This window comes from uncultured Martelella sp. (genome assembly GCF_963677965.2).
Lineage (GTDB): Bacteria > Pseudomonadota > Alphaproteobacteria > Rhizobiales > Rhizobiaceae > Martelella > Martelella mangrovi.
In genome coordinates, this window is record NZ_CAXXFM010000001.1 from 3585676 (window position 1) to 3598984 (window position 13309).

The following is a 13309-nucleotide window of genomic DNA, read 5'->3' on the forward strand; positions in this document are numbered from 1 at the left end:
CTCGGCCAGAAAGCCGATCAGGACGTCCGCGTTTTCCGGCCACTGCTCAAAAAATGGTTCAAAACCCGGCCGCCATTGGCAATGTCGGAGGCGTCAAGCTTGTCCCAGACTGCATTCATCACCGCCTGGTTAAGGCGGCATGAGCGCGCGAAAGTGACGATGTTCTGCATGTTCTCCGGCGCTTCGCCGATCACGCGGGTGTCGAGGCCGGTCAACCGGTGGAAGGTCAGGCTTTCATAAACCTTTTCCCTGACCTTGCCCGACGCCCGGACCTTGATGCGCACGGTCTCATAGAGCGGTAGCGTGATCGTGCCATCGTCATTGCGGATGGCATGTGGCGGCAGCTTGTCCAAGGGGTCGGTCGCATCCTCGTCGACGATATCGTCATCGGCAAACGCCTCGGTCTGGGCGTCAGTTTCGACAACCTCCGTATCGTCAACAACGGCGTCGTCTTCATCGAGGTCGATCGCAAATTCGCCCTTGGCCTTGCCCGTGGTTTTGTTCGTCATCCGATGATCTCCTGCGGCTCGCCGGCCGTCCATTTGAGTTCGATCTTGCCGCCTTCGCCGCCGGTGGCTTCCGGCCGGTCATCGGAAAGAAATGCGTCTTCGAAGACGTATGTCTGGCCGGTGTCGCACACGACCTGCAGCTCGCCTTCCTCGTGATCCAGAAGGGCGATCAGCGACTGGCCCTTTTCGAGATTGGTGGTTGCCGTCACCTCGGAGCCCTGAAACTCCTGGGCACGGGCAACGCCGCGACCATAGGTGACGGCATTGTTCTTGATGCCGCCAAGGCGAAGCTTTGCACCGGTTTCAACAGGGATCGTCCGGCCCCTCCAGACGATGTCGACAATGCCAAGTGTCTGCATGTGTCACGGCCCTCCTTAGGCCAGAAATTCGAGGGACGAGGCGAACACCATCTGGTTGCCGACGATTTGAACGATCTGGCGCGCATTGGTGCGGTTCTTGTCATCCGGATCGCGCTCGAAGGTCGAGGCCTTGACCGTGTCTTCGACGTTTTCGATCCAGACGAGGCCGCCATAGCGCTGGCAGCGCGCCGCCCATGTGCCCTTGATCCGGCCCGGTGAAACCACGGCCGAACCGGCCGCCGTATCACCCTCGCCACGGCGCGTCTGGAACTGCTTGTTGTCGTCGATCAGCTTGGCGCGTGGATAAAGCGTGTTAAAATAGGCCGACCAGTCATAGCGGATGCGCGACATGGTGGCCGGGACCATGATGTCCATCCAGGCATCGTCGGTGACGCCAAGCGACGTCTGCTTGTAGGTGGTCACCATGCGGTTGATCACGGTCGAACCATCATCAAGGTGCAGATAGGTCGAGATGCCATGCTGCAGCAGGAGATTGCGCTCCTCCTGGGTAAACTGGTCCTCGGCATCCGGCGCTTCCACGCCGGTCACGACAAGGCTTTTGAGTTGCCGCGCCGGGTCGTTGGAAAGATGGAAGGCGGCAAGTGCGCAATCGGCGGCCGCATGCGCCCAGCTCGATGTCGGCGAGCGGGAAAGGCAGGAGAGCGTCAGGAAAGCGCAGTTGGTCAGATCGCCAAGCGCGACGGCTTCGCCAAAGCTTGTCCGTTTGCCGGTAAAGCCGTGGCAGTCAAGCTTGGCGGTCGCGACATAACGCGTCTTCAGCCAGTCGGCGAAGAGCTGCACATTGGTCACGTCCGACCACGGATGCACGATCTTGGTGAACCAGCTGTTCTCGATCAGATCAAGTACGTCCTGCAGATCGGGGTTGCCCGCACCGCCTGCCATATCGGCAATGGCGATGGTCAAACCTTCAGGAACCGGCTGTGCTTCCGTGTCGGCGCTCAGATCGATATCATTGCCGACCTCGCCGCCATTTTTGGCCGTCACCGTAACAACACCGGCGGCAGCCTCAGCGGTCACGACGATATCATCCTCGCCGTTGATGGCGGCGGTAAGCTTGGCAGCAAGGTCGGCAACAGCGTCGGTGGCAAGGGCTGTAAAGCGGACCTGCCGGCCTGCAATCTTGAACCGCAAGACGGTCGACTGCGCCGGAGCGCCGGTGAATGTGATTGTGCCTTCAGCCTTGAGCGATGCCGGGTCATCTTCAAGCGTGGTGACAAACAAGGGCGTGGTCTTGTTGACCTTGCGGAAGGCTGCAACCTGTTCAGCCCCGATCGAGCCCCGGCCGAAATAAGTAACCGCCTCATCACCGCGCGTGATCTGGCGGGTCTGACCGGGTTCCAGCGTGCCGGCAGCAAGCTTGTGACCGGCCAACAAAACCTTTTCCGGCCAGGCATAAATGCCTTTCTGGCTGTAGTTCGGCTTGACCTCGATAAAGACCGCGGGGTCGTACCAGGTCATCGGGATTTCATCGAAGGTCATCGATCAGTCCTTTTCAGCGGTGGTGGTCTTGGTCGCGGCCGGGCGTTTGGCCTCGACCAGGTCGCCATCCTTCAGGCGGCGGCGCACGAACAGCGTGTTGGCGACGGCAAGGCCATCGGCCGTGACGGTATCGCCATTCGGCAGAGGCACAGACGTCAGACCCGCGCCGGGTTTCACGAATTTAAGATCGGCCATCTGTCAGGCTCCCGTGATTTCGTTTTGAGGGGTGATGCCGTCGCTTTCCGCCAGCGCCCAGGTGACGCCGAGGGCTTTAAAATCGCCAGCCGTTTCCAGCTCCAGTTCGGTCGTCGAGGCGACGAAGGAAAAGGTGAAGTCCATCTGGGCAATCGCGATATTGTCGTCGGCAAAACCATCGGCGACGATCGCGTTCGCGCCGGTCACGCTGATCACACCGGCATCCGGAAAGCTCACGCCGTTCAAAACCAGCGCGGCGACATCCGCCATGGCATCGAGACCGATGCCGCGCGCATCGCCCTTGAAGCGGGCTTCAAGCCCGGAGGAGGCCGCACAGACCAGATAAAGCCGCCATTGCATCGTGCCGGACAGAAGCCGTGCGTCATTGCCGGTTTTCATGCCCTGCCAGGCGAGGCCGAGAAACGGCGCATGCCGGGCAATCCGGTTGAATTCCTTGATCGACATCGCCGTCGGCACGCGCTCGATCCCGAATGTCTTTTCCGGAAAGGCAATGCGCAGGCGCTCGATGATCAGCGGCGACTGGCGGGCTATGATGGAAAGGGCAGGATTGATGGCCATCACGCGCCCCGCAATGTGTCATAGGTGAAGTCGCGCGGGCGATCGGAATAGCGCGGGCCGGAGCCGACCTTCGAACCGGTCGCGCCTTCTGCCAGCGCGGCGTCGAGATGAACGCGGCGGGAGGCAACCTCGCGCAGCCATTTCAGCACATCGTCGCGGCCCTTGGTCATTTCGTCGGACGGCGTGACATGTTCGCCCTGGGCCAGCTCATAGCGGGCCAGAATGCAGGTTGCGCGCACAAGATCGGCAGGCGGCGCGGCAACGGGCACGGCGTAATAGCCGCGCAGATAGCCGTCGATCTCGGCCGTCGCGTCGGTGAGCGCCTGCTCGACCTTTGCCGCATTGACGGCCTCGGCCGTGCGGTCCTCCGGGTTAGAGAGCCGGATGAGGTGCGTCTCGCCGAAGCGGGCAATCATATCGGTGACGGTGGCATACATGGTTCGGTTTCCGTTGAGCCTTTCTTCCGGGGCGGCATTCGCGCCGCCCCGGCCGGGCGCGGGAGGTTATTTCCTGGCCGTGGTTTTGGCGGACTTCTCCGCCGCATCTTTCAGGGCCTTGTTTTCGGTTTCGAGATCCGCGACCTGCTTTCTCAGGCCCTCAATCTCTGCATCCCGCTTCGCGACATCAGACTGCAGGGCATCGTTCCCGGCGAGCGCGTCCTTCAATTCGTCGCGTACGGCCTCAAGGGTGGCGCTTTTGTCTCTCAGCTCATCAAGAGCCTTGTCGAGCGCAGTGCTCTTTTCCCTGATTTCGGCCTGCGCAGCCGCCAGTGCAGCCGTGGTCGTCGCATCCGGCGCTTCGCCGTCGATCACCTCGAAGGCGGGATCGTCACGAAACGCGTCGAGCTCGGTCTTGCTGAACTTCGTCGCGGGATAAGTCGCGGACGCCGGGTGCTTGATGCCAGCGCGGCGCATGCCGGGATTGCGGCAGATGATGGTGATCTTGTCAGCCATTTCGTGTCTCCGTCAGGCGAGGTAGGGAACGACTTCGACTTGTGCCGTGTTGCGCCAGATATTGGTCGCGCCGGCGTCGTTGCGTTCGGCTTCGAGAATGGCGCGGGCGGTGCCTTCAAGCGCCGGCGGCACGATCAGCTTGGCGGGACGCAGGCTGATGACGCTGCCGTTCCGCTTGCGGATCGTCTGCATGGCGACCCGCGCGGCCGAAAAGTTCTCCGGCGTCAGCGCCGCCTTGGACTTGTGCGCCGTCTGCCACATGCCGAAACCGGCGTTGCAGCGGCCGGCCGTGCCCCAGATGAACTCGTCGTTCATGAAGACGTTCGGGTCTTTCTCGTCCTGGAACGAAACCAGATTGAAGGATTTGCGCTTCTGATAGACGAGCGGCTTTACCACCTGGGTGTCGTCGACCAGATACCAGGCCGGTCCCGCGCCATTGGTGAAGTTCGAAACCGAAATCTCGTTGCCCTGTTCATTCCAGCCGGGGTGATCGGTGTCGAAGAAATACTGGCCGTCATAGCAAAGCGCGGTTTCGCCGGATGCGAACATCGGCCAGCAAAGCTGATCGGGGAACTCGGCCGCATGTTGGCCGATCTGACCGGCAACCGGCACGAAGACGCCGATCTGATCATCCTCGATCTGGTCACGCAGAATGCCGACCGTTTCTTCGAACTTCCGGTTCTTGATCGTGTAGGTCTGCGCGCCAAGACGAACGACATGACGCTCGCCGATCCATTCGCGAATGCCCGGCAGCTCATCGAGGCGGGGGTACTCGTTCTGCGCCGTGGTTGAATTGACCTCCATGGCGACGAGACCGTAGCGCGTCGGCGTCGAGGAAAAGCGCGCATTGAAGGCCGTGGAAAGGCCGGTGTAGATGCTGCGCAGCGTGGAAGCATTGATGTCCATTTCAAAGTCCTTTCAGGGGGCTCTCAAAGCGCCTTCAGCCAGACCCCGTCCTCGTCGACGAAACCGACCGTGCCGGCCTGAAGCTCGCCGGAGCCATTGGTCAGCTGATAGGTGTTGTCATCGGCGACATAGACGGGGTCGTTGATGTTCGAGGCGTCAGCGCCGGCAAGGGAGATGCGCAACATCTCCTTGGAAACGTCGACGCGGATCGCGCCATCGCCGCCAGCGGAATTGTCAGCGCGCTCGCGCGCCCAGCCGGCCACCGCAACCGCGTCGGCGTGATCGGGCTTGACCGCCAGACCGGCAGCCGTGAGGGCGACCTGCGTGCCGCCATAGATCAGCGTGCCCGCCTTGACCGGAAAAGCTGACCGGTCGCCGCGCCGCGTGACGCGTTCGATATCGCTGCTCGCAGCCATTTACTTTGCCTCCTGTTCGCGCTGTTTCGTAAACGCTTCCTTGTCCACGCCCATCAGCGCCATGACCTGATCGTCCTCGGCGGTGATCTCGGTGCTGCCGGCCTCGGGCGGCTTGCGCTTGCCGAGCCCGCCCGCGTGGATCGAGGGCATCAGCTTCAGCTCGGTCTCGACGCTTTCGGCGTCCTTCTGGTGGCGGGCGATATAGTGGTCGCGCAGAGCCGGGATCAGCTTGCCCTCGGTGATCGCCGTATCGATCACGGTTTCGGCCCGTTCTTTCGCGTGCCCGGATTTCAGGGTGGTGAGCTGGCCGTTCAGATCGGTGACCGTCGCGCTCAGGCTCGAAACCTGTTTGCGCAGATCGTCTTCATCTCCGGTGGCTTCGAGACGGCTCTGCAGAGCGGTGACCACCGTCTCCTCATCGCCTTCCGCTTCGGCGATCTTTCCGACACGCTTGACCAGCGCCTCGTATTTGCCGCTGGCCGTATGGGCTGCCTTGACGGCTTCAAGCGCATCCGTCTCGGTGGCGGTTTCGGAAAGGCCGAGCGCCTTTCGAAGCTCTTCAAGCATCTCGCTATCCTCTTTCGCGTTGAGGGATTTCAGAAAGGTGAGGTTGGGGTCGTTGGTCAGCGCCACGCGCTCGACCGAGCCGATCCGGTAGGGTTTTGTCCGGGTGTGCAGGAAGACGGGCGAGATAAAGCCATAGGCCTTGTCTTCCATCAGCGCCCGGCCGGAGGCCGTCCATTCGACGCGGCCGTAAAGCCCGTCGTCACGCGCCTGCAGCTCGACAATCCAGCCGCGTGCAGGCGCGGGGTGACCGGCCTTGCCGGCAAGATCGGTGGAATGGTTCTCGTCAATGGCAAGTTTGCGGCCCGCCGCATTGAAGGTGGCGACGAGGGCGTGCAGGTCCGGCGCGGCATAGGGACCGCGTCCATCGACACCGGAAAATTCCGTTGCCGGCAGAAGCTGCAGCCATTCCGGCACGCCGCCGGCGGCATTGAGAGCAATCGAATATGTGGCGCGTTTGTTTCCCATGAACCGATTGCTAACATCGGCGCATAGGGCGCGATCATGCCCGCAAAGGGAGGCTTGATGTTCAGCGGGATCGGGAGAAGCGGACGATAAAGCTTTCGATCGTGTGGCGGATCATCGTTTCGTCCTCGTCCGAGATACCAAGGAACGGCCGCGCGGGCAAGACGACACGATCGGCAACAATCAGCCGGCCGCCGATCCTGAAATAAAGATGCGAGGCATTGCGCGGCACGATCTCCGCGCCCTCCTGGTGCGGCCTGGCATAGATGACATTGGTGCCGACCTGTGCGTAGTCGGGACCGGCAAAATGGGTGATGCTGTCGCGAAGCCTGCCGCTTTCGGTGAGAATGCGGGTATTGCGCTTGTCCGCGCCATATTCAGCACCAACCGCCTGCCAAGCTTCGCCTTCCGGGCTTGTCTGGGTAATGAAGCGCTGCACGGTGGAGGCGACCAGGCCCACGCCGATGACATTCATCATTGGCTGTGTGTTGCGGGTCAGCAGCATCAGCCCGCCAAGGCCCTTCATAAGCCCCTTGTCGCGGATATCAGCCGTGATCGATACGCCAGCCATGATTTGCCTTTCCGGCCCCGGAGGCCTATATTTATTGAAGGACGCGCTGAGCAGGAAGCGCCCGCTTTAGCGGGATTGGGATAAGGCGACTTCTGGCCCCCCGGCGCGTCCTTTTCACTTCAGCTTCTTCATCTTGCGCGCTGTGGTCCGTCTCAATGAGGTGAGATAGATTTCTTCGCGGTCGCCTTTCTTCACGACCTTCAGGGCGGCGTGATAGTTCGCGCCTTCATGCTCTCCGACAAAAGCCCAGCGGCCGTTTTTGTCCTGCGCAAGCCGGCCATTCTTCTTCAGCCAGTTCGGCAGAACGGCGTAAGCATCCGATGTAATCCTGTCGTGATGGGCATGGCTTCTGATCGTGTCAGCTGAAAGCCGGACCTCCGTGCCAGCCTTGACGCCGAGCTTTTCCGCATCCGCCCGACCGGCTTTGGCCACGGGCTGCCATGTGCCGTCCGGCCACTTGCCGCGCTGGACGGTGCGCACGAACTTTGCCACCTGCGTTTCATCTGCCGTGACCGCCTTCGGACCCGGCGCGGTTCGGGCAAGCCAGGCCGCGCCCGGATTGTAATCAAAGCTTTGATCGACCCCGCGCGGCTGATCGGTTCCGATCTGGTCGAGGTTCGGCGTAGCGTCATAGCCTGTCGTTTCGACCGCTTCATAACGAACAGGCGTGACGAAGCAGCCGCAGCCAAAGCCGTTCGGCGGATAGATCGACTGCCAGATCGGATCATCGGCGGCCCAGACCTTGCCGTCCCAGGCAAGATGATCATGGCGCGGATGTTTCGAGCCTGAGTGATTATAACGCCAGCCGGGATAGGCTGCGCGGATCTCCGGGCTGTTGAGCTGGGCAAAGCGGCCAGCTGCATAGGCGGTGCGCAGATTGGTCTCGAAGATCACCCGCGTGCGCCAGCCGCGATCGCCATTATACGACCAACCATGCGTCTTGACGATCTGGTCGAAATCCTTGCGGAAGTCTTCCAGCGTGGTGCCGTCTTTCAAAGCTCGCTCGATTGCGCCTTGAAAATCCTTTACCAGCGCTTCGGTCTGCGCGCCTGCGACCATGAACATTTTCGAATGCGCTGCGTCGAAAATATCGCGCCAGCTCTTGGTCGCGATCGCCACCTTCTGACGAAAGAATGCAATGGCTTCATCGAACGGTAATTCCAGCGGATCCGCGGCTGCCGCCATAAGCGCTGATTGAATGCGGGACAGGATCGATTTCGAAGCCGTTTCAAAGCCGCTGGGCGCGTTTTCTGGTCGAAGACGTCCGATTATCCATTCCGGCGGTGCCGCGCGCGTCTGTGAGCCGTTATTTGCGATCGTCATCAAGGCCGTCCAGGAGTGCCGCCTGGCCAGCCAGATGTGACACCATCATCGCTGATGCCATCGCCTTCGCCAGGTCATCTTCCTCCAGGTCGAGTTTCGCCAGGCGCGCCGCCGCATCCTCCAGACTGTCCGCCGCGTTCAATGCTTCCCTGATGGTTTCGATCTGGGCGTCAAGAATGCCAGCCGCCTCGGTCTCAAGCCGATCCGTCAGGTGGTCGACATCATCCCGCCTTGGCGCTTTTGCATGCGCGGCCTTGTCGAACAGCCGGTCGACCGCCTGGCGCGCTGTGAGGTCTTCGCCCGGCGGCGTCTCCGTTTTACCGCCGATCGTCTCTTCCTCGCCCTCGGGCGCCGGGGCGCCAATCCGGCTATAGACATAAGATGCCGGAACCTTCAGGCCGTGACGGGCGAACACGTCGAAGGCGTTTGCGAACTCGCCCAGCGGCACCTCGTCGGGTCGTCCGATCGAGAGCATTGGATAATGTTCCTGCGGGCCGAACTTGAAGGCGATGATATTGCGGACGAGCTGAAGATTGATCGTGGTTGTCAGGTCGAGCGCGTCGGAGCGCTCGATATCCTCCTGCACCTCGCGATGTTCCTTGGAGACCGCGTGACCGCCCGAGATCGCGTCGGTCGTCGTCGTCTGGCCCAGCACGAGCTTGGAGATCTGGCGGTCGTACCAGTCGGCCCGGCGCTCGAACATATCGGTCGAGGCGGATTTCGAGCCGACTTCCTGAAACTCGATCTCCATCGTGGTGGGAATGATCGCGGCGCAATCGCCGGCGATCTGGCTCACGGCTTTCCAAAGAACGCTCTTCTGCTCTTCGGTGGCGTCGTTCTCATAGCGACCGAGGCGGATCGGCTGCCCGAAGTTCTGGCAGAAGATCGCCCAGTCCTTGACCGTGAAGCTCTTGAACATCCAGCCCCAGGCCGCGACGCGGGCAATGCCGGAGCGAACCGTGAGGCCGGACTTCGCCTTGGAGCGGTGGACCACGAAGTTGACGGGATCGAGGTCGAGCAGGCTTGCCGCCTCGCGCAGCATCACCGTCTCGCCATCCTCACGATCGAAGTCGAAATGGGTCGGTGATCGCCAGATCAGCTCGCGCGGCGTCCAGGCATTCGTCGTGGTCTTCCAGTCGATCTCCATGACCGAAAGGCCCTTGCCGATGGCGTCGAGCATGTCGAAGAGGCAGGCGCGCAGCACGCCGTCATCGACCCAACTCTGCAGATATTGGGCGTGCTTCTTGTGGTCGGCCGCGTCGGAAGCCGCTTTCACGGTGATCGGAAGCTGGCCGACCGAGCGTTTGCGGGTGGCGAGCACCGCCAGATAATGAGGGTCGCGCTCCTCCATGTTTTCGGCAAGCTCAAAATAGGAGAGGGGGTCGCCATTGGCGGCCGAACGCAGAATGCGTGCCATCCTGACTGGCGTCATGCCGTCGGCCTGGTCGGTGGTGAAGGGATCGCGGACGGTCCCGACCTTCGGCGCGGCAACGTCGCCGGTCAGCCGGCTTGCTGGAATGAGGCGGTTCAGAAAATCTCTCAAGGCCATGGTCAAAGTCTCCCGCGCAGGCCGAACCCGGTCGCGCCGTCGTCATCGTCGTCTGTGGCGGCGGGGAAGGCGGTGCGCTCCGCATGCGATGCCGCCGATTGATAGCCATAGGCCATGCGCGCGCCGCCGGCGGCGTTGATGCCGAGGAAGGCTGCCCAGGTGCGGTCGGCGTGGTCGTCGTCGCGCTCGGCGACAAAGCGCGGCGCGCCGGTGGCTGAGGCGACCTTCCGCAGTTTGTGAAGATCGGAACGCAGCGGCACATTGCCTTCCGGAATGCGAACCTTGCGATCTTCGAACCGCTCCTTGCCGGCCGTCGCCATGATCAGCTTGTTGGAGGTGGTAAACAGCACGCCCTCGACGCGGCTGCCATAGCGGCGTTGGGCATCCTCCGTGACCTTCTCGCCCATGCCGGTCTGGTCGATGCAGGCGCGCGCCACACGGTAGCGCGTCATCACCTCGTCAAACGCCATGTCCATATCGGCGAAGGTCGCGCGCTTCTGCTCGATGATCTCGCGGCACCAGAGCACGTCGCCGATTTCTTCCCAGACCCAGATGACATGCAGGTCGTTGCGCCGGCCGATATCGCGGCCGACATAGCAGGGGCCGCCCTGATAGAGCGATGGATCGCCGGCGGCTTCATCCTCAACGGACGAGATCAGGTCATAGGAAAGCCAGGCGCTCGCCTCGTCCAGATATTTGAGCTCGTATTCCTGCTCCCAGGCATCGTCGTCGGCAATACCGGCACGCAGTTCCTCTATGTCGCGCGGCAGGCCATCGGCGACGGCCTGGTAAATATCGACGACATGGCGCGACCATGCGCTGTCTTCTGCCGTATCCAGCTCATAGAACTTGCCGCTTTTGCCGTTCGGCGTCGAGGTGACGCGCAGTTTCCAGCCCGCCGAGATGACGGGAAAGAGCGCCTTCCAGATCGCGTTCGAGTCCTTGTGAAACGCGAATTCATCCAGAAAGACATTGGCGGAAAAGCCACGCGCGGTATCCGGATTGGCGGGCAGCGCCGTGATTTTAGAACCATGCGGCAGCTCGACCTCAAGGGCGCGATAAGAACCTTCCGCGCCATGCCAGTCATATTCGTTGATCTCGAAGCCGAGCTTGTAGGCCTGGGCGTGCAGCTTGACGCCCTCGTTCATCGCCTCGCGCGCCTGGCGTTCGCCGCGCGACAGGATCACCCAGCGGGCGCGCCTCTGATCCACGGCATGCTCGAAACAATCGTCGACCACTTCCAGCGTTGTGGTGAAGGTCTTGCCGGTCTGGCGGGCAAACTTGCCGAGCTTGAAACGCGATCGGTCGAGGAACCAGCGCCGCTGATAACCGAAAAGGGGGACGGCGGGCGCGCTCATTTGAAGATCCCGTAAATGTCTTCGCGGATGCGGCGGAGCGCCTCCTTGCCATCCGGCGTGAGCTTGTCTTCCTGGCCCTCGATTGCATCCATGGCCTGGCCGACCTTGGCTTTAAACTCGGCCTCGACCTTGTGGCGGCGTGATGTCGACACGCCCTGTGCCTGCGTTGCGGCTCTCAGCGCATTGGCAAGCTGCATGGCGCCCTTCGGATCGACGCCGCTTTCGCCGCCAGCCGTCAGCAATTCGAAGACCAGCGTCTTGATCGCTTCCGCGGCGATCAGCGTCAGCTCGTCGGAGGCCTCCGCGTCCATGCGCTCGGAAATGGTTCTGGCGATTTCGCGCGTCTGCTCGAGCCGCCGCGTCATCTGCGCGAGCTTGACCGAATATCGATTGAACGCCGTGAAAGAAGGAATATCGAAGGCGACGCCATATTCGCCCTGGATCGCGAGCAGCTTGTCGCGGAACTCCGGATAAATATCGGTCTGCGTCCGGTCGCGGTTCGCCAATTCCTGGGCAGCCCAGGCAACAACATCGTCGCACTCTTCCGGCAGAAGATCGATTTTGGAAAGCCTGCCGCGTCCGCGCTTTGTCATGGTCACGCTCCCGGGGAAGGGCGGTCGATGCCCTCAATCACCGAACGGCGCTCGACATGATCGATCCCGGCACGGGTAATCGCGGCAATCAGCACGGTGCCGGCCTCGGTCGTTGTCACCGCGCCGAGCTCTTCCAGCTTGCGGATCTGCGTGCGCACATAATCGCGGCTGCGGTTATGGCCGAAGGTGCGCAAAAGCGCAGTCAACAGCGTCTCGTTCAGCGCCCCATCGACCTCTCGCGCAAGGCCTTTCAGCATGATCAGCCGTGCGTCACGGGCGGAAAATTCTTCGAAGCTGCTCATGCGCCTTCACCTCGTTTTCTCAGATAATTGTCGATGCGGTCGACAGTCATGGACACGCGCCCGACGGCCTGACTGGTCGCAAGCACCGTGCCTTCCATTTTCGTCAGAGAAAGTTCGAGCTTGTTCAGCTCGTCCTTGCCCGGCAGTTGCTTGATTTCGCTTTCCACCCGCAGTGTGCGCCGGTCGAGCTCGGCGACCTGGTCTTCCAGCGTTTCCAGTTTCGCACTGTTGCCTTTTGCCCGCGCGGTCATGACCGAATGCACGAAAGAGCCGATCGAGATCAGCAGGGCGAGTGCCGACAGCACCGGCAGCATGGTTTCAACCTCAATCACCATGGATGGGCTCCATGCTTTCCGGCGCGGCATCCACAGCGTTGACCGCGGCGGCGCGGCGGGTCTCGCAGGTTTTCAGGTTCACGCGATCCGCGCCCCAGAGCGACACGACCTGCGCTTCGCTCAAGCCGCCTTTATCAGGCAGCGCCGAGGGCGACGGGCAGGGGCGGCGCGCTTCTGACGGCAGTACCGGTTTGACCAATTCGGTGATGACGACGGGGTCATCGGGGGAGGATGCGCACGCGCTCAGGCCCAAGGCCGCAAGCAGCGCCGCCAGGCAAAGCCGCATTCGCTCTCTCCATTTCCTTCAGTTTGGTTTGGGCCTCGGTCTCGGCCGCGCGGATCTGTTCACCGGCCAGCATGACCGCGCGGAGCTGGGCAGAGACTGCCGCTTCTTTCGCCGCATTGGCTTCGGCGATCTTGCCCTTCCAGAGGGCATCTCGCTCGGAGATCGCTGTTTTTCGTGCGTCCTTCACCATACCGTTGACCTCGTGGATGGCGGCAAAGGCAAGCAGTCCGCCGGCAGCAAACAGCAGGCCGGCGACGACAAGTTGAGACAGGTATTTCGCCAGGAAAGCGGGCATCAGCTTCCCTTTTCCGGCTGACTGCCACCGAAGCGGGCGATGGTGCGCATGTCGACGGAGCCAAGGCCGCGATGAATGCCGAGCAGCGCCAGGATCATGCCCGCCATCAGCGGAATGACGGTTGGCGCCAGCGCCAGAGCGCCGTCAGAACCACAGGATGCGGCGGCGACAATGATGAAAATCACCGCCCAGGCGAGCGCATGGGAGATCGCCATAAAGCGCTTGGAGCTGCGGTAGCTCGGCTTTTCCAT

The 13309-nt window shown here is 62.0% G+C and carries 20 protein-coding genes; all 20 read right to left on the bottom strand.

All coding sequences use genetic code 11. The features are described from left to right. Window positions 1-17: 17 nt before the first annotated feature. Entirely contained in the window at window positions 18-509 is a 492-nt protein-coding gene (locus ACHZCU_RS16680) for a hypothetical protein (protein ID WP_319519634.1), read from the bottom strand. Then, the gene (locus ACHZCU_RS16685; RefSeq protein WP_319519635.1) at window positions 506-868 is read right to left on the bottom strand and encodes a phage tail tube protein; all 363 of its coding nucleotides are present in this window, start codon (window positions 866-868) and stop codon (window positions 506-508) included. Before ACHZCU_RS16685 ends, ACHZCU_RS16680 begins: the two co-directional genes overlap by 4 nt. A gap of 15 nt (window positions 869-883) precedes the next feature. Further along, window positions 884-2368, bottom strand: a complete 1485-nt coding sequence (locus tag ACHZCU_RS16690; RefSeq protein ID WP_319519636.1) for a phage tail sheath subtilisin-like domain-containing protein — start codon at window positions 2366-2368, stop codon at window positions 884-886. Window positions 2369-2371: 3 nt separating this feature from the next. Next, window positions 2372-2563 (bottom strand): DUF2635 domain-containing protein, encoded by a 192-nt coding sequence (locus ACHZCU_RS16695; protein ID WP_319519637.1) that lies wholly within the window; start codon window positions 2561-2563, stop codon window positions 2372-2374. Window positions 2564-2566: 3 nt separating this feature from the next. After that, window positions 2567-3142, bottom strand: a complete 576-nt coding sequence (locus ACHZCU_RS16700) for a hypothetical protein (RefSeq protein WP_319519638.1) — start codon at window positions 3140-3142, stop codon at window positions 2567-2569. Then, entirely contained in the window at window positions 3142-3579 is a 438-nt protein-coding gene (locus tag ACHZCU_RS16705; RefSeq protein WP_319519639.1) for a DUF1320 domain-containing protein, read from the bottom strand. Before ACHZCU_RS16705 ends, ACHZCU_RS16700 begins: the two co-directional genes overlap by 1 nt. A 66-nt stretch (window positions 3580-3645) precedes the next feature. After that, a complete protein-coding gene (locus tag ACHZCU_RS16710; RefSeq protein WP_319519640.1) occupies window positions 3646-4095 on the bottom strand; it encodes a hypothetical protein in 450 nt (149 codons plus the stop codon). Between the two features lie 12 nt (window positions 4096-4107). Next, entirely contained in the window at window positions 4108-5001 is an 894-nt protein-coding gene (locus tag ACHZCU_RS16715; protein ID WP_319519641.1) for a Mu-like prophage major head subunit gpT family protein, read from the bottom strand. Window positions 5002-5024: 23 nt separating this feature from the next. Next, window positions 5025-5417 (bottom strand): hypothetical protein, encoded by a 393-nt coding sequence (locus ACHZCU_RS16720; protein WP_319519642.1) that lies wholly within the window; start codon window positions 5415-5417, stop codon window positions 5025-5027. Beyond that, window positions 5418-6449 (bottom strand): phage protease, encoded by a 1032-nt coding sequence (locus tag ACHZCU_RS16725; protein WP_319519643.1) that lies wholly within the window; start codon window positions 6447-6449, stop codon window positions 5418-5420. Window positions 6450-6510: 61 nt separating this feature from the next. Continuing rightward, a complete protein-coding gene (locus ACHZCU_RS16730) occupies window positions 6511-7017 on the bottom strand; it encodes a phage virion morphogenesis protein (protein WP_319519644.1) in 507 nt (168 codons plus the stop codon). Between the two features lie 114 nt (window positions 7018-7131). Beyond that, window positions 7132-8340, bottom strand: coding sequence for a phage minor head protein (locus ACHZCU_RS16735; RefSeq protein ID WP_319519645.1), 1209 nt, complete (start codon window positions 8338-8340; stop codon window positions 7132-7134). Next, entirely contained in the window at window positions 8324-9889 is a 1566-nt protein-coding gene (locus ACHZCU_RS16740) for a DUF935 domain-containing protein (protein WP_319519646.1), read from the bottom strand. Before ACHZCU_RS16740 ends, ACHZCU_RS16735 begins: the two co-directional genes overlap by 17 nt. Before the next feature lie 2 nt (window positions 9890-9891). Next, complete coding sequence (locus tag ACHZCU_RS16745) at window positions 9892-11247, bottom strand: terminase large subunit domain-containing protein (RefSeq protein WP_319519647.1); 1356 nt, start codon at window positions 11245-11247, stop codon at window positions 9892-9894. After that, window positions 11244-11840, bottom strand: coding sequence for a DUF3486 family protein (locus tag ACHZCU_RS16750; protein WP_319519648.1), 597 nt, complete (start codon window positions 11838-11840; stop codon window positions 11244-11246). The genes ACHZCU_RS16745 and ACHZCU_RS16750 overlap by 4 nt, the downstream gene beginning before the upstream one ends. A 2-nt stretch (window positions 11841-11842) precedes the next feature. After that, window positions 11843-12142, bottom strand: coding sequence for a hypothetical protein (locus tag ACHZCU_RS16755; RefSeq protein WP_319519649.1), 300 nt, complete (start codon window positions 12140-12142; stop codon window positions 11843-11845). Next, entirely contained in the window at window positions 12139-12477 is a 339-nt protein-coding gene (locus tag ACHZCU_RS16760) for a DUF2730 family protein (protein ID WP_319519650.1), read from the bottom strand. The genes ACHZCU_RS16755 and ACHZCU_RS16760 overlap by 4 nt, the downstream gene beginning before the upstream one ends. Further along, window positions 12467-12763, bottom strand: a complete 297-nt coding sequence (locus tag ACHZCU_RS16765; RefSeq protein ID WP_319519651.1) for a hypothetical protein — start codon at window positions 12761-12763, stop codon at window positions 12467-12469. Before ACHZCU_RS16765 ends, ACHZCU_RS16760 begins: the two co-directional genes overlap by 11 nt. After that, on the bottom strand, window positions 12696-13058 hold the full coding sequence (locus ACHZCU_RS16770) for a hypothetical protein (protein WP_319519652.1): 363 nt from the start codon (window positions 13056-13058) through the stop codon (window positions 12696-12698). Before ACHZCU_RS16770 ends, ACHZCU_RS16765 begins: the two co-directional genes overlap by 68 nt. Continuing rightward, window positions 13058-13309 carry an NAD(P)+ transhydrogenase beta chain gene (locus ACHZCU_RS16775; RefSeq protein WP_319519653.1) on the bottom strand — a complete coding sequence of 84 codons (252 nt, stop codon included), beginning with the start codon at window positions 13307-13309 and terminating at the stop codon, window positions 13058-13060. Before ACHZCU_RS16775 ends, ACHZCU_RS16770 begins: the two co-directional genes overlap by 1 nt.